At 59.1% G+C, this 20,212-nt stretch carries 16 protein-coding genes; 3 read left to right on the forward strand and 13 right to left on the reverse strand.

Annotated elements, in window-relative coordinates; genetic code table 11:
- Positions 1 to 371: 371 nt before the first annotated feature.
- From VNZ60_RS00625 to argA, 3 genes are all read right to left on the reverse strand, one after another.
- Complete coding sequence (locus VNZ60_RS00625) at positions 372 to 3,128, reverse strand: M16 family metallopeptidase (protein ID WP_325656169.1); 2,757 nt, start codon at positions 3,126 to 3,128, stop codon at positions 372 to 374.
- Positions 3,129 to 3,338: 210 nt separating this feature from the next.
- Complete coding sequence (locus tag VNZ60_RS00630) at positions 3,339 to 3,611, reverse strand: oxidative damage protection protein (RefSeq protein ID WP_325656170.1); 273 nt, start codon at positions 3,609 to 3,611, stop codon at positions 3,339 to 3,341.
- Positions 3,612 to 3,701: 90 nt separating this feature from the next.
- Positions 3,702 to 5,012, reverse strand: a complete 1,311-nt coding sequence (argA, locus tag VNZ60_RS00635) for an amino-acid N-acetyltransferase (RefSeq protein ID WP_325656172.1) — start codon at positions 5,010 to 5,012, stop codon at positions 3,702 to 3,704.
- A 59-nt stretch (positions 5,013 to 5,071) separates the two neighbouring features.
- On the opposite strand from argA, the gene VNZ60_RS00640 reads away from it, so the two are divergent.
- Complete coding sequence (locus VNZ60_RS00640; RefSeq protein ID WP_325656174.1) at positions 5,072 to 5,587, forward strand: hypothetical protein; 516 nt, start codon at positions 5,072 to 5,074, stop codon at positions 5,585 to 5,587.
- A gap of 303 nt (positions 5,588 to 5,890) precedes the next feature.
- Here the strand turns inward: VNZ60_RS00640 and VNZ60_RS00645 are convergent, their stop codons facing one another.
- From VNZ60_RS00645 to VNZ60_RS00670, 6 genes are all read right to left on the reverse strand, one after another.
- A complete protein-coding gene (locus VNZ60_RS00645) occupies positions 5,891 to 7,885 on the reverse strand; it encodes a methyl-accepting chemotaxis protein (protein WP_325656176.1) in 1,995 nt (664 codons plus the stop codon).
- 363 nt (positions 7,886 to 8,248) lie between these two features.
- Positions 8,249 to 8,596, reverse strand: a complete 348-nt coding sequence (locus VNZ60_RS00650) for a copper-binding protein (RefSeq protein WP_325656178.1) — start codon at positions 8,594 to 8,596, stop codon at positions 8,249 to 8,251.
- Positions 8,597 to 8,950: 354 nt separating this feature from the next.
- Positions 8,951 to 9,322, reverse strand: coding sequence for a cupin domain-containing protein (locus VNZ60_RS00655; protein WP_325656180.1), 372 nt, complete (start codon positions 9,320 to 9,322; stop codon positions 8,951 to 8,953).
- Positions 9,323 to 9,388: 66 nt separating this feature from the next.
- Positions 9,389 to 10,354 carry a M14 family metallopeptidase gene (locus VNZ60_RS00660; protein WP_325656182.1) on the reverse strand — a complete coding sequence of 322 codons (966 nt, stop codon included), beginning with the start codon at positions 10,352 to 10,354 and terminating at the stop codon, positions 9,389 to 9,391.
- A gap of 49 nt (positions 10,355 to 10,403) precedes the next feature.
- Positions 10,404 to 11,885, reverse strand: coding sequence for an NAD-dependent succinate-semialdehyde dehydrogenase (locus tag VNZ60_RS00665; RefSeq protein WP_325656184.1), 1,482 nt, complete (start codon positions 11,883 to 11,885; stop codon positions 10,404 to 10,406).
- 36 nt (positions 11,886 to 11,921) lie between these two features.
- On the reverse strand, positions 11,922 to 13,013 hold the full coding sequence (locus VNZ60_RS00670; RefSeq protein ID WP_325656186.1) for a tartrate dehydrogenase: 1,092 nt from the start codon (positions 13,011 to 13,013) through the stop codon (positions 11,922 to 11,924).
- A gap of 148 nt (positions 13,014 to 13,161) precedes the next feature.
- Between VNZ60_RS00670 and VNZ60_RS00675 the strand changes: the two genes are divergently transcribed.
- Positions 13,162 to 14,070 carry a LysR substrate-binding domain-containing protein gene (locus tag VNZ60_RS00675; protein ID WP_325656194.1) on the forward strand — a complete coding sequence of 303 codons (909 nt, stop codon included), beginning with the start codon at positions 13,162 to 13,164 and terminating at the stop codon, positions 14,068 to 14,070.
- A gap of 1 nt (position 14,071) precedes the next feature.
- On the opposite strand, the gene VNZ60_RS00680 is transcribed toward VNZ60_RS00675, so the two are convergent.
- The 4 genes from VNZ60_RS00680 to VNZ60_RS00695 form a co-directional block, all read right to left on the reverse strand.
- Complete coding sequence (locus VNZ60_RS00680) at positions 14,072 to 14,572, reverse strand: Lrp/AsnC family transcriptional regulator (protein ID WP_325656196.1); 501 nt, start codon at positions 14,570 to 14,572, stop codon at positions 14,072 to 14,074.
- Positions 14,573 to 14,727: 155 nt separating this feature from the next.
- Positions 14,728 to 16,107, reverse strand: a complete 1,380-nt coding sequence (locus VNZ60_RS00685) for an aspartate aminotransferase family protein (RefSeq protein ID WP_325656188.1) — start codon at positions 16,105 to 16,107, stop codon at positions 14,728 to 14,730.
- 209 nt (positions 16,108 to 16,316) lie between these two features.
- Positions 16,317 to 17,243: a 2-hydroxyacid dehydrogenase gene (locus tag VNZ60_RS00690; protein WP_325656190.1), complete on the reverse strand. Its 927-nt coding sequence runs from the start codon at positions 17,241 to 17,243 to the stop codon at positions 16,317 to 16,319.
- Positions 17,244 to 17,298: 55 nt separating this feature from the next.
- Complete coding sequence (locus tag VNZ60_RS00695) at positions 17,299 to 18,171, reverse strand: GNAT family N-acetyltransferase (RefSeq protein ID WP_325656192.1); 873 nt, start codon at positions 18,169 to 18,171, stop codon at positions 17,299 to 17,301.
- Positions 18,172 to 18,437: 266 nt separating this feature from the next.
- On the opposite strand from VNZ60_RS00695, the gene VNZ60_RS00700 reads away from it, so the two are divergent.
- A complete protein-coding gene (locus tag VNZ60_RS00700; protein ID WP_325656193.1) occupies positions 18,438 to 19,916 on the forward strand; it encodes an aldehyde dehydrogenase family protein in 1,479 nt (492 codons plus the stop codon).
- The last annotated feature ends 296 nt before the right edge of the window (positions 19,917 to 20,212 follow it).

The following is a 20,212-nucleotide window of genomic DNA, read 5'->3' on the forward strand; positions in this document are numbered from 1 at the left end:
CGAATGAACCAAAAGTGTTACCCATGTCCCGGCACACCTGTTACCTATGTCTCCGGTCTATACACTTCGCCAAGAAAAAGTAACCAAAAAGAAGGCGACCGCAAAGCCGTTGCCTTCCCTTCGGTCAGGTCCCCAAATGTACCGGCTGCCAGTCGGGTGAAGAGACCAACTCGCTGTGCTCAAACATGTCTCTTCACAATTCCCGACTGACAGCCGCTACATTTGGCAACGTCCCAATGCGGGGCACGTCAAAAACAACCGCAGCTTCAAAAACAACTGCAAAAAAAACCGCCGCTGTGTTCGCTACTTCAATTGCGAACACAACAGCGGTTTTCGTGAAACTGCGGGTACTGCTTATGTTTATCTACGACTTATGGCTTTGCTGTCGCAACGGCGTTTGCCTTGGCTTCATCGCGTGCAATCACTACGCTTAGGCGGGCAGGGTCGATGTATTTACGGAAGGCGTCGTTGACTTGTTCTACCGTCAGGGCGCTGATCTTGTCTTCGATTTGCTTGCTCCAGGCGAAGCTGCGGTCGAGGTCTAGCAGTCTGGCCCAGCCGACGCTGAGTGCTACGTCTTGGGCGCGGGCGCGTTGGTTGTCCTGGAGGATGCCGGATTTGGCGCGGGCTAGTTCGTCGGCGCTGAAACCGTCCTTGAGTGCGCGTGCCAGTTCTTCCTTAACGGCCTGGTCGACCTTGTTCAGGTTTTGCGGCGCGGCGATGGCTTGTACCGAGAATCTGGCGGCGCGGCTGATGGCGCTGATGTCCAGCGCGGAGTCGATGCCGTAGGACAGGCCTTCTTTTTGACGCACTCGGTCCATCAGGCGCGATTTCAAACTGCCGCCGCCGAACAGATAATTGGCTACCATCATGGCTGGGTAATCGGCGTCGTCGTCACGCATGTCCAGGTTCAGGCGCGCTACGTAAAAACCGTTTTCCTTGTCCGGCGAATTGATGGTTTTCTGCAAAGGCGCAACCTCGAAATTTTGCCGGATCACGCGCTGATAAGGAGCCAGGCCGCGCCAGCTGCCGAATTCGTCCTGCACTACCTGGGTGACCGCAGCAACGTCGAAATCGCCGACGATCGCCAGCTCGCCTTGCGAGGCGCCGTAAAAGTCGTGATGGAAGGCGCTGACGTCAGCCAAGGTGGTGGCCTGGATCGCGGCGATTTGCTGATCCACGGTTTGCGCCGCCAGCCAGTGGCCTTGCGGATATTTGTTGAAATGCTGGGAGATGGCTTCGCTCGCCAGTGTTTTCGGCTCGTTGCGCGACGCCTCCAGTCCAACCAACGCTTCCTTGCGCAGGCGCTCGAATTCAGCCGGATCGAGGCGTGGTTGCTTGAGTACGCTGGCGATCAGTTTCAATGCGGCCGGCAGATTGGCGCGGTTGGTCTGGAATTGCGTCAGGTCGCCGCTGATCTTCAGCTTGGAGAACTCGTCCGCCAGTTGATCGCGTGTCAGCGTGCTGCTGCCGCGCATCAGCATGGCGTCGGTCAGTTCAGATGCAGTCTTTTTGCCGAACAGGGTTTTTTCATCGCCCCATTGCAGATTTAGCTTGACCGAGACCGAGGCGCCGCGTGTTTTCTTCGGCAGCAACGCCAGTTTCAAACCGCCTATCTGCAAGCGCTGGGTACGGGCGTCGATATTGGCTTGCGAAGGGTCGAAAACCTCTCCGTCGGCGATGGCCTGCTGTGGCGTGTATTCCTTGAGTACTTCAGCCACGGCTGGCGCTGCCGGAACATCGGCGCGTTGCAGCTGGTCTTCCGGCAAGAACATGCCGACCGTGCGGTTATCGCGCGTGAAGTAGTGCGCTGCCGCCGTCGCTACCTGTGCCGAAGTGACTTTGTTGGAACGGTCACGCCCCAAAAACAGCAAACGCCAATCGCCCAGCGCGATAGTGCCGGACATGCCGACGCCGACTTGCTGCGGATCGTTCATCAGCTTTTCGAAATTGTTGGCGTTAGCCAGACGCACCCTTTCCATCTCTTCCGGCGTAGGCGGGGTTTTTGCAAATTGCTCGACACCGTCGATCAAGGCCTGCCGCACCGGTTCGATCGGTTCGCCTTTCTTGACCACGGCGGCAATGATTTCCAGGCCCGGCGCATAGCCGGTCATTTCGTAGTTAAACACGGCCGTGGCTTTACCGGTTTCCACCAGCGACTTGTGCAAACGGCCGTTGGGCGTGTCCGCCAGAATCGTGCCGGCGTAAGATAGGGCGTCGCTGTCGGCATGCAGCTCGCTCGGGATCTTGTAGGCTACCGCGACGATCTGCACATCGCCCTGGCGCCGCACGGTGACGCTGCGTTCGCCGTCCTGGGTCGGTTCCACGGTCCAGAAATCGCGCATCTTGCGAGTTGGCTTGGGCAGCTTGCCAAAGGCCTGGCTGACCCAGGCCAGCGTCTTGGCCTGATCGAATTTGCCGGCGATCAGCAGCACCGCGTTATCCGGTTGGTAGTAGGTGTGATAAAAGGCTTGCAGGTTTTCTATCTTGACGTTCTCGATATCGCTGCGGTTGCCGATGGTCGGCTTGCCGTAGTTGTGCCAATCGTAAGCCACGCCTTGCAGGCGCTTGATGAGAACCCCGAACGGCGAGTTTTCGCCCTGTTCGTATTCGTTGCGCACCACCGTCATTTCGCTATCCAGGTCTTTCCTGGCGATGAACGAATGCAGCATGCGATCGGCTTCCATGTCGATCGCCCATTTCAGGTTGTCGTCGCCGGCCTGGAAGATTTCATAATAATTGGTGCGGTCGATATTGGTGGTGCCGTTGAACGACATGCCGCGCTGGCTGAAATCCTTCGGGATAGAAGGATGAGCGGGAGTGCCCTTGAACATCAAGTGTTCCAGCAAATGCGCCATGCCGGTTTCGCCGTAATTCTCGAAGCGCGAACCGACCAGGTAAGTCATGTTGACTGTTACTGTCGGTTTCGATGCATCGGGAAACAGCAAGACTTTGAAGCCGTTGGCAAACTGATATTCGGTGATGCCTTCGGCCGCCGGCCCTTGGGTCACGCCGGCCGGCAATGTGACCGCCGCTGTTGCCGCGCCGGTGAAGCCGATGCTGATGGCAGTCGCCAGCAAGCACGACAGTAAATGATTGGACCAGGAATGTTTACGGAATGGATGCATGAGGTTCCGATCTGTGGAGAAATGAATCAACAAACGAGTTAACAAATGAAGCGACAAAATGTGCGTGTACCCAACGCAGGATAGATTACTTGAATTCGGGCTTGGCTTGCAGCGCATGGGCTGCAATGGGCTGCTACCTCCGGACAAATAAATCTTGCCTATTTTGCCACAGAGGTAGAGGGGGAAGAGAGATATTCTGAAGTGCAGCGCTTATTCGGTCGGCGGCACATAGCCGCTGGCGGCGTCGGCGCCTTCGCCGAAGAAATGTTTTTCCATCTGTACCGCCAGGTATTTACGGGCCCGCACGTCAGCCAGGTTCAGGCGGTTTTCATTGACCAGCATGGTCTGATGCTTGAGCCAGGCGGCCCAGGCTTCTTTCGAAACGCTTTCATAGATGCGCTTGCCCAGCTCGCCTGGATACGGCGGGAAGTCCAGGCCTTCGGCTTCTTTGTCTAGCTTGATGCAATGGATGGTGCGTGCCATGGTTATTCCTTGTAGGTTGCTTGAGTCCTGTTTTTAGACTCGATTTTAAGATTGTGGTTGCTGAATAAGTTTGCCGACGAAGTTTGCCAACTACAGCGTCTTGATCAACACCAGCGATTTCCGTTGCCAGTTGTACATGTGCTGGCGATCCTTAGGCAGGTCATCGACCGTGGCGTGGACAAAACCGCGCCGCAGGAACCAGTGCGAGGTGCGGGTGGTCAGCACGAACAGTTTGCTGAAGCCGGCCGCGCGGGCCCGGCTTTCCATGTGTTTCAGGATGCGTTCGCCGTCGCCTTGCGCTTGCACTTCCGGATTGACCGTGAGGCATGCCATTTCCGCCATTTTTTCCGATGGGAAAGGATACAGCGCAGCGCAGCCGAAAATCACGCCGTCATGCTCAATTACTGAGAAGTAATGAATCTCGCGTTCGATCAGTTCGCGGCCGCGTTTGACCAGGGTGCCGTCGTTTTCCAGCGGCTCGATCAGCTTCAGGATGCCGCCGACGTCTTCAATCGTCGCTTCGCGCAGGCTTTCCAGGTTTTCGTAGGAAATCATGGTGCCCACGCCATCGTGGGTAAACAATTCCAGCAAGACCGAACCGTCGGTGGCGAACGGCACCACATGGGCGCGCGGCACACCGGCGTTACAGGCCTTGATGGCGTGCTGCAGATAGAAGGCCGAATCGGCCGGCAGGCAACCGCTATCCAGCACCGCTTGCGCCTGGTGCGAAGACAGCTCGCGGATTTCGGTGTCGCCAGCGTCTTTCATCAACGGCGTTTCACTGATGAAAATCAGCTTTTCGGCACGCAGCGAAATCGCCGCCGCTACCGCCACGTCTTCCATGGTCAGGTTGAACGCTTCGCCGGTCGGCGAAAAGCCCAGCGGCGACAGCAGCACCAGGCCGCCGGCGTTGAGGATAGGGTGGATGGTGTCGTAATCGATCTTGCGCACCACGCCGGTCAGTTGCAGGTCGGCGCCGTCGATCACGCCCAGCGGACGGGCGGTGACAAAGTTGCCAGAAATGATACGAATCGCGGCATGCGCCATCGGCGTGTTGGGCAGACCCTGGCTGAAAGCGGCTTCGATATCCAGGCGCAATTCGCCGGCCGCTTCCTTGGCGCATTCCAGCGCGGCGGTATCGGTGATCCGCAAGCCGTTGTGGAAGCGCGCTTCTACATTACGCAGCGCCAGTTGTTCTTCAACCTGCGGCCGCGAGCCGTGCACAATCACCACCTTGATGCCGAGAGCATGCAGCAGCGACAAGTCTTGCGCCAGCACCGGCAAGGCGCCGGCGGTGACTAGTTCGCCCGGAAAGGCGACGACAAAGGTCTTGCCGCGAAAGGCATGGATATAGGGCGCGACCGAGCGCAGCCATTGTACGAATTCATTGGGATTTTCCATGCCGCACATTATATACAGCAATGAAGCCGCAACGTCAGCCGCAATGCGATAATCCGGCCATGACAAATATGATGACCCCGACCATTACAGTGGAATTCGAAGCAAGCGACGTGCAACAACTGTTGCAACACGCCGAAGCCGCAACCGACCATCTGCCCTGCATGGGCGATCAGTTCGTTGCAAAGTATTATGCCGGCGGCAAAGTGATCACCAAGAACGACTGGCCCGACGTCAGCCAGATCGATTTATCCAGGATTCCGCCGGCCTTGTTCCTGGTCAACGATTCCTTCCTGATGAGCAATGGCGTCGACCCGGCGCAAGCCATCGTCTGTGTGTATAAAAACGGCCACATCGCCTCGGATCAGCAGAACGAAAGCGATGCTTTTGCGCTCGGTTCGGAAGAATTGCCGAATGTGACCAGGATCCTGGTCCGCGATTTTGCCGGCATAGAGACCGCGCAGAAAGTGCGGATCACGTTTCAGCACGATCCGCGCAAGGGGCCGGTGGTCTCGCTGGAACTGGTGCCGCAGAACGGCGAGGCGGGGGAGATCCGGATAGTCAATCGCCGTACCTGATCAATGCCCTTGCCCGGTTGCGCTTAACCAACGCAGCTAACTGGGGTCAGAGTGAACTTTCTGCGCGCTTTTTGCAGAAACTTCACTCTGACCCCACTTAGCGGGCCACGGAGTAGCTGCCTTATCGCTAGAAAAACAAACCGCCTAGTGCGCTCTGTTTTTCTCCGAATCCGTCATGTGGGGTCGGAGTCAAGTTTCGCGATGAAGCGCTGCGAAAGTTGACTCCGACCCCAGATGACTCCATAGCGATGGTTCGAGCTAATGAATACGGCAAAGTCCGCGTCAAAGTGATGGACCGGTCAGTTAAAACTGCTCCCAATCCCCCGCGGTGCCGGCTTGACCAGCGCCGACTTGTTTGTTCTGCATCGGGGCGTTGGCCATGCTTTTGGCCGTGCCTGCTTTTTTGCTCAAGAACATGACCTTGGCGTTGTTGGGCTGTGCGGCGGTTTGCATATGCGGGCTGTTGGCAGTGGCTGCCGCTTTAAAGGCAGGTACGCCATGAGCTGCATCGAGCTTGAACATGCTGACGACCTGCGACAAATTGCCTGCGTGCTCTTGCAGCGATGCGGCGGCAGCGGCGGCTTCTTCCACCAGTGCGGCGTTTTGCTGAGTGACCTGATCCATCTGGCCTATCGCCTGGTTGATCTGCTCGATGCCGCTGCTCTGTTCCTGGCTGGCTGCGGTAATCTCGGCCATGATGTCGGTAACCCGTTGCACGCTATCGACGATCTGCTCCATGGTCACCCCGGCTTCGGCCACCAGCTTGCTACCGATCCCCACTTTGTCCACCGAATCGCCGATCAAGCCTTTGATTTCCTTGGCCGCGGTGGCGCTGCGCTGGGCCAGATTGCGCACTTCGCTTGCCACCACCGCAAAACCTCTGCCTTGCTCACCGGCACGCGCCGCTTCGACCGCAGCATTCAAGGCCAGGATATTTGTCTGGAAAGCAATGCCGTCGATGACACCGATAATGTCGACGATCTTCTTCGACGAGGCATTGATCGAGTCCATGGTTTCGACCACTTGCGACACTACCGTGCCGCCCTTGACAGCCACGCTGGAGGCGGACACGGCGAGTTGATTTGCCTGGCGCGCATTGTCGGCGCTCTGCTTGACCGTGCCGGTAATTTCTTCCATCGATGCGGCGGTCTGTTCCAGCGAGCTGGCCTGCTGTTCGGTGCGCGACGACAGGTCGAGATTACCTGCAGCGATCTGGTGCGACGCGACCTTGACCGATTCGGTGCTGCGGCGGATTTGCCCGAGAACCTCGGCGATCTTGTCGACGAACAGGTTGAACGCGCCGGCGATCTGCGCCAGCTCGTCTTTACCTGCGGCGTCAAGACGTCGCGTCAGGTCGCCATCGCCCGAAGCGATTTCCTGCATCGCATCGCGGATCAGTTCCATGCGCTTGAGCGCATGCACCACCAGCAAGGTTAGCGCCAGGGCCGCCAGCGCGATGATCAACAGCGCCGTGACGGTCGATGTGATCAGCATCGAGGTCATCGCCTGGGTCGCTTCGGCATAGTCCATCACTACTACCAACATCCAGTCCGTGCCGGCGATTTTACTCACATACAATCTGCCGTCGCGATCGTTGAGGCGGATGCTGCTGCCGTCCTTGGCATGTTCGAGAGCCGCCAATTTTTGCGCAGACAAGGTGCTCTCAAGCGCCGATACGGGCTTCATGGCCAGTGTCGCATTAGGATGGGCGATGATGGTGCCGCTGCCGTCCATCAGGAAGGCAAAGCTGTTGGGCGTCGGCTTGATGGCGTTGACGTTGCGGATCACCGAATCGAGCACCACGTCGGCAGCGGAGATTGCTTTGACATGCCCTTTGCTGATCACAGGTTCGGCGAATGTGACCACCAGTTTGCCGGTGCTCGCATCCACATAGGGGGCGGTCAGCACCGGCGCGGCCGCTTGCGACGCCTTGAGATACCAAGGCCGGCCTGTGGGATCGTAACCGGGTGGCATCGGGTGGGGCGCCAGCATCCGTTTGTCCGGGTAGGCCGTATAGGCATCGTCAAATTCGCCCGCCTTTTGTGCTGCCTTGATAAACGGCAGAGGATCGGCGAGGTCAGCCGCCATATTCATTGAGGAAACGATGGCAGCCTTGGAATGCACCCATTCCGCGATGCCGGACGAATGGTCGCCTGCCAGTTGCAGCATTTGCTCGTTGAGCGATTCGAGCTTATGGCTGCGGGTTGTGATGAAGTTGGCTGAAGCCAGTATCACCAGCGCCAGAACCACAATGGAGACGCAAATGACGATAAGTCGTGTACGAAGAGATGAAAACATTTTAGGGAAATCCTGTTTGGAATATATGCCTGGTAGCAGCAAAGAGTGAGAAAGGATTAACGTCAGTCATCTCAGGGCTGAACATCCGGTAGACGTGTCTGCCCCTGGCTGGTCTAACGGCCAATTATTTTTTTTCTCTCAGGATATCGACATCGGATGCGGGCGATCGCGGGAGGAGGCCCGTTTTTTGATCGCTCATTCGGCGATCGGCGTGTCGCTTAACAGTCTTGTTTCACTAGTTGCGTCTTGACTTTGCGTCTTGACTTGTGGCTTGAGCTCATGATGGAGGACGTGTGACGGCGCCGGCGCAGCAAGATACCGGCGCAAGATACCGACGTCGCAGTGCTCCAATCCGCTTTTTAGTTACTGCTCCGCCAATTCCAGACTGACAATGGTCAACGCACCATCGACCTTGTCGATCGCAAACCGGACCTTGTCGCCGGCCTTGAACTGCTCCAGCATGGCTGGATCGCCGGCCTTGAACAACATGGTCATGGCCGGGATGCCGAAATTGGGGATTTCTTCGTGCTTGATGGTGATCTTGCCGGTGCTGGCGTCGACTTTGCGGATTTCACCGGCCACCATCGGCAGCGCGGTCTGGTTGGCTGGCGTGGTTTGCATTTCCGTGCTGTCGCTGTTGCCGGCCATGCTGGTCAGGGGCAGGCCCACCAGCAAGGTGGCGAGGATGACGATTATCTGCAGGTATGGCATGGTCAGAGTCCTTTCAAACGGCGTGATTCGCGGTGTGATTCGATATCGCATTACTTGGATGGCATGGGGGCTTTCCAGGATGATTGGATAAATATGCGGGTGATCGGGCGCTTATCAAGTAATAACCAAGCAACAACCAAACAACAACCAAACAACAATCAAGCAGCGCCCCGGGAATGTTGATATTCCAATACCCCGGGCAAAAAGTACCGGCTTTTTACAGCTCGTTACGAAATGCCAGAATGACACTGGAATGGAATATTTTGCTGGTGATCATCATATGTCTCAGTGATGTCTCAATGAGCTGCCGGACCCGCTCAGCCCTTGAGGCAGCCGCGAAATGAGACAGTAAGATCAGATATCGCGATCGGTCACGACATAAAACTTGCTGGCGGTTTCGACGATTTCAAACATGCCTGTGAAGCCGGGAGGGATGACGCCGGTGTCGCCAGGGCCGAACGATTTGACGGCGCCGCTGCTGTCGCAGCTGACCTCCACCTTGCCGGTAAGTATGTGAAAAAACTCATGTTTGGATGCCGGCATCGAAATCTTGTAGGCGCCGGTTTCAGCGCTCCAGATCCCCGAGCTCAGTCCGAATGCGGGCTCGACAAAATAACTGAACGTGGTTCTTTGCGGCGCGCCCTTTACGCGCATTTCCGGATCCGGCTGGCGCACGGAAATAGCCGGCTGGATGTCGGCGTAGCTGATGATGGTTGCAGTTGTCATGGTAAGTGGCTGATGGGTTGATAAAAGCTGAGGCGGTCGAAGTCTGCGCGGAGGGGCGGGCGCTGCCTAGTCCAGAGTCCGTCCGAAACGGACCACCGTGACACCGGGCCGCAACTGCCGCAGGGATGGCATCACCAATACGCAATCGGGATAGGGAGTGACGACCGCCTGGCCGTTGTCCCAGCCGATCACAGAGCCTGCTTCGGCAAAGGTTTCCAGGCCGGTATAGGCATAGGAAAAGCGGAATGCCATGCTGCTGGCGACTACCGCATGCGTCACCTGGATGACGATGCTGGCGGCCGCCGGCGCGGGCCACCAATCGTCCGGCAAATCGCCGCGTTCGATCACGCCGGCCAACAACAGGAAGCGCGCGGTGCTGTGCCTGGCAACCGTGACGGCGGCGGCTTCCCAATGCTGGCCGCATTCGATCAACAGCGCGTTTTTAGCGCTGGCGGTGTCGCCAAAGGCGGCGTAGTCGCGCATGCGGCGGCCCTCGGGATGGCCGGCGTCGCTGATCACATGCTGAGGAATATTCAATTGCCGCGCCAGTGCGATGCCTTTAGGCAGCGGGCCGGAAACGATCAGCGGCGCGCTGCGTTCGTGCATGGAGTGGATATCCAGCAGCAGGTCGACCGTATCGATCACCGGCAACATGGCGCGCGCGCGGCGCAATTCGGACGAATCAAGTTTCTGATCGTCAAGCACTGCGCGGGTCCAGACTCGATTCAAATCCTGATCGACAAACCGCGATGCGTCCGGCTGCAACGGATCGAAGCGCTGATACCCTTCGACATTGGCGAAGGAGAGCGTCAGCTTGCCACGGCGCGGCTTGAGCCCCAGATCCAGCAGAGCCTTGACCACAATCGCACCGCACACTTCATTGCCGTGGGTGAGCGCGTTGATCATTACGTGCGGCCCGTCTGCTGGCGCGGAAAAGCTATGCACATAGGCGATACCGGTATTGCCGGCACTATACGGCTGCAGATCAGGGAACGCGATTTCGATCGGATATTCAGGGAAGGCGTTGCTCATGGCTTCGATCTAAAAATGGCATAAAGGTTTACGGAGAGACCGGGCGCACTCAGGCCAGGCCGCCCTGGCACAGGTATTTAGTGTGCATGTAATCATCCAGGCCATAACGCGATCCTTCGCGGCCGTAACCGGATTCCTTGACGCCGCCGAACGGCGCCGCCTCGCTGGCCAGGGCGCCTTCGTTGATGCCGACGATGCCGCTTTCCAGACCGTTCGAGACACGCCAGATGCGCGCCGCATCGGCGGCGTAGAAATAGGCGGCCAGGCCGAACGGGGTGTCGTTGGCCATCTGTATCGCCTGCTCCTCGCTGCTGAAGCGAAACAGCGGCACCACTGGGCCGAAAGTTTCTTCTGCAAATAGCAGCATGTCGGTGCTGGCCTCGCCGAGCACGGTAGGCGCGTAATAAAACGGCCCGCTGGCAAGCTCGTTGCGGATAGCCGCGCCGCCGGTCAGCAGGGTGGCGCCGCGCGCCAGCGCATCCTCTACATGGCGCGAGATTTTTTCGATGGCGCGGGCGTTGATCATCGGCCCGATCTGGACCCCATCGACGCTGCCGGGGCCGACCTTGAGCGCCGCTACCCGCGCCACCAGTTTTTCGGCAAAGGCCTGGTACACGGCGTCTTGCACATACACCCGGTTGGGCGAGACGCATGTCTGGCCGCCATTGCGGAATTTGGCTGCCATCAAGCCATCGACGGCGGCATCCAGGTTGGCGTCGTCGAAGACGATGAACGGCGCGTTGCCGCCCAGCTCAAGAGACAATTTTTTCAAGGTCGAGGCGGAGCCGCGCGCCAGATGCTTGCCCACTGGGGTGGAGCCGGTGAAGGTGATCTTGCGCACCCGGCTGTCTTGCAGCCAGTCGTCTACCACCAGCGGCGTTTGCGCACGCGAAGCACTGACGATATTGATGACGCCTGGCGGGAAGCCGGCTTGTTCAGCCAAGTACACCAGCGCCAGCGCGGTCAGCGGCGTATCTTCGGCCGGTTTGGCCACCACCGTGCAACCGGCGGCCAGCGCCGGCGCGATCTTGCGGGCAATCATCGCCAGCGGAAAATTCCAGGGCGTGATTGCCGCTACCACGCCGACTGCTTCGCGCACCACGCTCATGCGTTTGCCGCGCACCTGGTCGGGAATGATGTCGCCGTAGGCGCGTACCGCTTCTTCGGCAAACCATTCGACATAGGAAGCGCCGTAAGCAACTTCGCCGCGTGCTTCCGCCAGCGGCTTGCCTTGTTCACGCGAAATCAGTTTGGCCAGGTCGTCGGTGTTGGCCAGGATCAGCGCGTGCCAGCGCTTGAGCAAGCGAGCCCGATCGCGAGCGCTGGTTTGCCGCCATTGCTCCAGCGCCGCAAACGCGGCATCGCTGGCGGCGCGGGCGTCGGCAGCGTCGCCGTCGGCTACTGCGGTGAAATCCTCGCCGCTGGCCGGATCGGCGACGGCAAAAGTAGCGTCGCTGTGCGCCGCGCGCCAAGTGCCGCCGATGAAATGTTGCGAACGCAGCAGCGACGGATTACTTAATAAAAAAGACATGATCGACTCCGATAAAGGTATGCAAGCCCAACCGCCTCAGGCGGCTTCGCTGACTTGACGGGCGATGGCTAGGCCCATCTCGGTGGTGGAAGCCGTGCCGCCCAGATCGGCGGTATGCGGCCCGCTCGCCAGCACCGATTTGATCGCAGCGACGATGGCGTCATGCGCCTGGCGGCCAGCGCCGCTGCCGTTGGTGAGGAAATCGAGCAGCATGGCGCCAGACCAGATCATCGCCACCGGATTGGCGATATTCTTGCCGTAGATATCCGGTGCGGAACCATGCACCGGTTCAAACAGCGACGGGAAATCGCGTTCCGGATTCAGGTTGGCCGACGGCGCCAGGCCGATGGTGCCGGTACAGGCCGGCCCCAGGTCGGACAAGATGTCGCCGAACAGATTGGAGGCAACCACGACGTCGAAACGCTGCGGCTGCAATACGAAACGTGCGCACAAGATATCGATGTGCTGCTTGTCCCAGGCGATATCCGGATAGGCCTCGGCAACTTCCGCCGCCCGGGCGTCCCACCAGGGCATGGAAATCGAAATGCCGTTGCTCTTGGTGGCGACGGTAACGTGCTTGCGGGCGCGGCTGCGGGCCAGTTCGAAGGCATACTTGAGCACCCGCTCTGTGCCACGCCGCGAAAACACCGCCTGCTGCATCACGATCTCGTGCGGCGTGCCTTCGTACATGATGCCGCCTACCGATGAGTATTCGCCCTCGGTGTTTTCACGCACGATCATCATGTCGATGTCGCCTGCGGCGCGGCCTGCCAGCGGGCTGCGCACGCCTTCGAAAGTCTGGGCCGGGCGCAGGTTGATGTATTGGTCGAATTCGCGCCGGAATTTCAGCAGCGATCCCCACAGGGAAATGTGATCGGGAACGATGGCGGGCCAGCCGACCGCGCCAAAATAAATCGCATCCATTCCTGACAACTGGGCTTTCCAGTCATCCGGCATCATGCTGCCGGTTTCTGCGTAGTAGTCGCAACTGGCCCAGTTGAATTCCGTCAGTTCCAGCGCAATGCCGAAGCGTTTGGCGGCGGCGCTGAGCACGCGCAAGCCTTCCGGCATGACTTCCTTGCCAATGCCGTCACCGGCAAGCACGGCGATTTTGTATGTGGTGGTCATGATTTCCTTTTTCTGTAGCGGTGTCGGCGGGGGGCTGCAGCGCAAAATTCGCAGCCAGATTGACTAACTAATGCAGAACATTATATTCACTCTGAATGGGAATATAATCTGTGTTTTGTTGAAGCATTGTGCACAGATCGTGAATAAAATGCCTACCCCGGAAGACTTGCGCGTATTTATCGCTGTAGTGCGTAAATCGAGCTTTTCGGCCGCCGCCGATGAATTGGGCAGCTCGCCGGCCTACGTCAGCAAACGCATCCGGATTCTCGAAGAGGAACTGGCAACCCGGTTGTTCCAGCGCACCACGCGCAGCGTAGTGGTGACCGAGGAAGGCGAGCGCGTCTATCACTGGGCGCAACGGATACTCGACGACATCGATCATTTGCTGCAGGAAGTCTCGATCACGCGCCAGGTGCCGCGTGGCGCGCTGCGCATCAGCAGCAGTTTCGGTTTTGGCCGCAATCTGGTCGGCCCGGCGATTTCGCTGCTGCAGGCGCGTTATCCGCTGTTATCGGTGCGTTTCGAAGTGTTCGATCGCCTGGTGGATATCGCCAGCGAAGGTTTTGATCTGGATGTGCGGGTTGGCGACGAGATTGCGCCGCACCTGATTGCGCGCCGCCTGGCGTCCAACCATCGGGTCTTGTGCGCGGCCCCGGCGTATCTGCAAAAGCGTGGCCAGCCATTGACGCTCAGCGAACTGGCGCAGCACGATTGCCTGGTGATCAAGGAACGCGATCACCCGTTCGGCGTGTGGAAGTTGCGTGCCAATGGCGAAGAGCAAACGGTCAAGGTCACCGGGCCGCTATCGACCAATCACGGCGAAGTGGCGGTGCAATGGGCGATTGATGGCCGCGGCGTGGTGCTGCGTTCAATCTGGGATGTCGGCCAATATCTGCAAAACGGCCAGTTGCTCAGGATCTTGCCGGCTTACAGCCAGGAAGCCAATGTCTGGGCGGTGTATCCGTCGCGCTTGAGCAACTCGTCCAAGGTGCGGGTCTGCGTCGAGTTCTTGCAGGAATATTTTGCCAAGCTCGACGCCGCGGACACGCAGAAATAATTCAGCTTTGTGAGGTGATGAATTTTTCCAGCGGATACTGGCTTTTGATGAAGGGCGATTTGATCACGATATAGCTGAAGTATTTTTCGATGTTGAGGTGTTGCTCCAGCAGATTTTCGATGATGCTCTGGTAGTGCACCACGCCTTGGGTGACGAACTTCAGCAGATAGTCGTAACCGCCGCTGACCAGGTGGCATTCGACAATTTCGTCGAAGCCGCGGACGCTGGCTTCGAACTTGGCAAAATCCTCGCGGCGATGATCGGACAAGGTGACTTCGGTGAACACGATCTGGACGTTACTGAGTTTTTCCAGCTGGATATGGGCGCCGTAACCGGAGATGTAGCCGGCTTTTTCCAAGCGTTTGACGCGGATCAGGCAGGGGCTGGGAGACAAGCCGACCAAGTCGGCCAGCGCGACGTTGGTGATGCGGCTGTTCTGCTGCAAATGGCAAAGAATGCGTAAATCTATCCGGTCAAGTTTCAAGGCAGCGCTGGTGTTCATCATCGACTCCGTCATCAAACATCTCTTCTAGGCGTGCCCATGGTATCACGCAGTACGTGTCTGCAAGCTGCCGCGATTTCCCGTTCCGATCGAAAATTTCCGGAGGCGACAGCCAGCCGCTGCGCCGTCGTATCCGGAGTGTTTGTGGCTACGTTTCAGGCCAGCGCGCTGCGCACGTCCGGCTGCTCAAGCACCTCGTCCAGGATCTGCCTGAGGCGGCTGAACAGCAGTTCGAATTCGCTGCTGGTATAGCTCAGCGCCGGGGCGAAGCCAAGGATGTTGTCGCCGAAGGCGCGGAAAATCAGGCCGCGCCGGTAAGCCGCAGCAGCGATTCGCTCCGCCAGTTTCAGCGATGGTGCAAAACGCTGTTTGCTGGCTTTGTCGGCCACCAGTTCCAGCGCCCCCAGCAAACCGCGGCTGCGGGCGTCGCCCACCAGCGGATGCGCCAGCAGCGCACGCAAGCCTTGTGCAAAATGCGGCTCCTGGGCGACACCGTTGGCCAGCAGGCCGCCTTCGTGATACAGACGCAAGACTTCGAGGCCGATGGCGGCGCTGACCGGATGGGCGGAATAGGTCTGGCCGTGACCGACCACCGCTTCCGGTGCGGCGCCATCGGCGATCGTGTTGTATACCCGGTCCGACATCATCACCGCGCCCATCGGCGCATAGCCGGCGGTTAAACCCTTTGCCATGGTCATCAGATCCGGTTGCACGTCTTCGGCATCGCAGGCGAACAGCGGGCCGGTGCGGCCAAAACCGGTGATGACTTCATCAACCACAAACAGGATATCCAGTTCGCGGCAAGCATTCTCCATCGCCTTCAGCCAGCCCACCGGCGGCACGATCACGCCGCCCGAACCCTGAATCGGTTCGCAGAAAAACGCCGCCACATTTTCGGCGCCGAGCTGCGCCACCTTGTCGCGCAAAGTCTGGACCGAAGCCTGGATCAGCGCCGCATCGTCGTTGCCGAGCGGATTGCGATACGGATAGGGCGAGGCGATGTAGTGCTGGTTCGGCAGCGGCAGGTCGAAATTAAGATGAAAGTTGGACAAGGCAGTCAAGCCGGCGCCTACCGATGACGAGCCGTGATAACCGCGCTCCAGCGAGATGAATTGTTTTTTGAGCGGCCGGCCCAGCGAATTGTAATAGTGGGTGATATAGCGCACCGCGGCATCCACCGCATCCGATCCGCCCAGCGTGAAATACACGTGCTGCAGCGAAGCCGGAGTGAGCTCGACCAGTTTCGCCGCCAGCAAAATGGCTGGCTCGGAACCGTAGTGAAAATAACCGGTGGCGTAGGGCAGGCGCGTCATTTGCTCGGCAGCGACACGGACGATGCTGTCCTGGCCATAACCGGTATTGACGCACCACAGGCCGGAGAATGCATCCAGCAATTCATGCCCTTGATGATCGGTGAGATAAGCGCCACGCGCCGATTGCAAGATGGTGACGCCTTGCTGTTCGTGGCTGCGGAAACTGGTGACGGGATGGATCAGATGACTACGGTCAAGTGCGACGAGGGGAGAATTTTGCATGGTATTTTCCAGAGATGGCTGTGGCGTGTATGACGGCGATTGCATCGAAAACTGTGCAACCATGTTACGTCCGCTGGCGCAGCGTTAGCTTGCGATATGCATCTCTGAAAACGGCAAGAATTGGGTATTTCGACGGCATCGCAACATTTTCTGCGGTGGATGCCGGCGGTTTCATTTTGTGCAGGATGTTTTTCGACATCCTGCAAACCTCAATATCCCCGGTCCCTGTCGACCAGGCCGATCAAGGGCTGGCCGGCCTGATGGCGGCGGATGTTGTCGAGCACCACTTCAACCGCGCTGGCCGGTTGCGTCATGCTGGCAATGTGAGGGGTAAGCACGATATCCGGATGATCCCAGAATGGATGGCCGGCAGGCAGCGGCTCGGTCTCGCACACATCCAGCGTGGCAGATGACAACTGGCCGCTGGCGAGCGCCTCCAGCAGATCCGCCTCGGCCAGATGGCCGCCGCGGCCGACGTTGATGACGGCGGCGCCGGCGGGCAAGGCATTGAACAGCTTGCGGTTAAGAATGCCGCGTGTGCTCTCGGTCAGCGGCAGCAGGCAGATCAGGATATCGCTGCGCGCCAGGAACGCCGCCAGGCTGTCTTCACCGGCATAGCAATCGACGCCGTCCAGGGCATGTGCCGAGCGGCTCCAGCCGGCGCAGGGAAAACCGAAACCGCGCAACTTGCTCAGCACCGACTGCCCCAGTACGCCCAGCCCCAGCACGCCGATGCGGCAGCTGGCCGCAGGCTTGAGCAGATGCGCCTGCCAGCGTTGCTCGCGCTGCTGCCGGGCATATAGATGGCTCTGGCGATGGATCGCCAGCACCGCATGCGTGACATATTCAATCATGCCGTCGGCGATGCCCGGTTCGATCATGCGCACCACCGGGATAGCAGGCGGCAGCGAAGAAAAATCAAATTGATCGATGCCGGCTCCCACCGAAAACACCACTTCGACATTGGGAAACTGGCTGGCCAGGTCTGCTGGCGGCAGCCACGCAGCGAGATAACGCACCTGCTCGGCCGCACCGTAATCCGGCCAGCAATGAAAGGGAATATCCGGCGCTTGTTCGGCGAACAAACGCGCCCATTCGGCGCCCCGCACCGGGTCCGCCTTGTATAAGAAACTCATGCCGGTCCTTGAGGATGAAATCTTCGAAATGCGTGTTGCGCGTTGCGTGTGGTGTCTAGCCGAGCGCCTGATTGATCAGCGAATACAGTTGCAGGCCAGGGTCTTTCTTGGCTGGCTCTCCCTTGAGCATGGCGATCACGGTATCGACCCGGGTCAGCCCGATCTCGCTCAGCCATTCGCTGAGGCCGCTGGCGTCCGGCACGTCGATCCGGACGAACGATCCGGCATAGGTGTTGATCCAGTGGCTGATCAGCGCTTTTGCATGGAGCGCATCGGGGGCGATCACCGGCCCGATAACGCGGCCGTGGCCGAAGCGCCGCACCAGCGCAAAACCCAGTACCTCGCCGTCGCGGTCGATGGCGACCCCTTCGGCCATTTCACCCAATGCCGCCAGCAACTGGCTGCGATCGATGCCGGTGGCGCGCGCATCCAGCGCTTGTAATCTGACGCCATCGTTGACGCCGATCGGCCGGATCCGTTCACCCGCCGGCAGCGCCACCAGCGGCGACTGCTGCGCCGAGCCCTGATGCTGATGCAGCTTGCCGGTCGCCGCAAAACCCAGTTTTTCATACAGCGGCTGGCCGGCCGGAGTGGCGTGCAGCATGATATTGCGCGCACCAAGTTCGTGCAGCAGTTGCTCCATCAATTGCCGTCCCAAGCCCAGTCCTTGCTGGGCCGCCTGCACGATCACCATGCCGAGCGAGGCGTGGCTGTTTCCGTAACGCCAGCACAAGGCGCTGCCGACCAAAGCCGGAGCTTGGCCATCGCTCTGTTTCTCTATCGCGAAGCCGGTGCCCAGCTGATAAATGAATTGCCAGTCTTCCAGGCTGTGCGGCCATTTCAGCGCCAGCGACAGGCGATGACAAGCGTCGAGATCGGTCTCGGCTAGCGGGCGCAGCGTGAATTGGCTGGCGGTTTGATCTTGCATGGCTTTCTCCTTGTCGATAACGCCGGACTCACCGGACTGTGCGGCCCGGGTAGGGCGCAGCGGGACTTTCGGTGATTTTTGATGATACTGAATGATGCCTTGTTTCTTGCAGCAGGATTCCTCCATCTGCTGCGGAATTACGCAATCTTGTTGCGAGCTGGGCTATCGTCTCAGCACAAAATAGGCCGCATTTCGGATTAGCATCGGCACTACGGACAAAACGTTACAAAACACCTCACAAAACACACTAAGCCCAAGGATATTCCATGCAAGATTTCGCTCCGGACCAGGTTGTTGTTAACAGCGCGCATTTCATCGGCGGCGCTTATATCGATGGCGGCAGCAATCTGATCGACGTGTTGCGGCCATCCGACGGCCACGTCTACGCCGGCTTGCCGGTGGCCGACGCGGCGCTGGTGGATCGCGCCGTGGAAAACGCCTGGCAGGCATTCAAGACTAGCAACTGGGCCAGCCAGCCGCCGCGCGAACGGGCGCGCATCCTGCGCCGCTGGGCCGATCTGATCGAAGCCGACGCCGCCGTGCTGGCGCCGATGGAAGCGCTGGGATCGACTCGGCCGATCCGCGACGCCGCCCAATGGGACGTGCCGTTCACCGCCGAGGGTATTCGTTTCTTTGCAGAATTCGCCGACAAGCACGGCGGGGAAGTCGCCGCCACTCGCAACGATCACCTGGGCATGACCATCACTGAACCGTATGGCGTGGTGGCGGCGATCGCGCCCTGGAATTTCCCGCTGGTGATGGCCTCATGGAAAATCGGCCCGGCGCTGGCGGCGGGTAATGCGGTGGTTTTAAAACCTTCCGAAATGACGCCCTATAGCGTGCTGCGCCTTGCCGAGCTGGCCATCAAGGCTGGTGTTCCCGCCGGCATTTTCAATGTGATACAGGGCGACGGCCGCATCACCGGCGACAGTCTGTGCCGTCATCCCAAGGTCTCGAAAGTCACCTTCACCGGCTCCACCCAGACCGGCGCCGCCATCATGCGCGCCTGTGCCGAAAGCGGCACCAAACCGGTGACGCTGGAGCTGGGCGGCAAGAGTCCGCAAATCGTCTTTGCCGACGCCCCCGATCTGGACAAGGTAGCGCGTATGGTGGCTGCCGCGATTTCCGGCAATGCTGGCCAGGTTTGCGTTGCCGGCTCGCGCCTGATTGTGCAGCGTGGCGCAGCCGAGCAGGTGGTAACCGGTATCGCCCGCGCCTTCGAGGCATTGAAAGCAGGGCCGACCTGGCACCACGCAACCACTTTGGCCCCGATCATTTCCAAAGGCCAGGCCGATCGCATCGGCGGCATCGTCAACCGCAGCATCGCCGCTGGCGCGCAACTGGTCACCGGTGGGGCGCTGGCTGCTGGCACTGGCAACGGTTCCTACTATCTGCCGACCATCCTGGCCGGTGTTGACGGCAGCATGGAAGCAGTCAACAGTGAGATATTCGGGCCGGTGCTGACCGTGCAGGAATTCGATGACGACGCCGAAGCGCTGGCGTTAGCCTCGCACCCGGACTACGGCCTGGCAGCCGGCGTCCACACCAGCGATATCAGCCGGGCGTTGCGTTTTGCCCGTAATCTGGAGGCTGGCACGGTATGGATCAATCGCTATGGCCGCAGCTCGGATTTTGTGATCCCGACAGGTGGCTACAAGCGCTCCGGCATGGGTAAGGATCTGGGGCGGCAGGCGTTTGAAGCGAATTTGCGGATCAAGAGTGTGTTGATTGATTTTGCTGAGTAGCGCGGAGTACGAGTTAAATGGGGTCAGAGTTTTTTTTCGCGGCTTTTTGCGAAAATTACTCTGACCCCTTTTAACGGGCCACGGAGTAAGTGCCGTGGCATTCAATGAACGATCGGCCGTCGCTACTTAAAACGTTCACTACTCCGTGGATGCATGCCGGGGGTAGCCCGGCAGCTACTTACTTTCTTTTGCTTCGCCAAAAGAAAGTAAGCAAAGAAAAGGCGACCGCAAAGCCGTTGCCTTCCCTTCGGTCAGGTCCCCAAATGTAGCGGGTGCCAGTCGGGTGGGAGGACCAA

It is taken from the genome of Collimonas sp. (genome assembly GCF_035566375.1).
In the GTDB taxonomy this organism is placed as follows: domain Bacteria; phylum Pseudomonadota; class Gammaproteobacteria; order Burkholderiales; family Burkholderiaceae_D; genus Collimonas.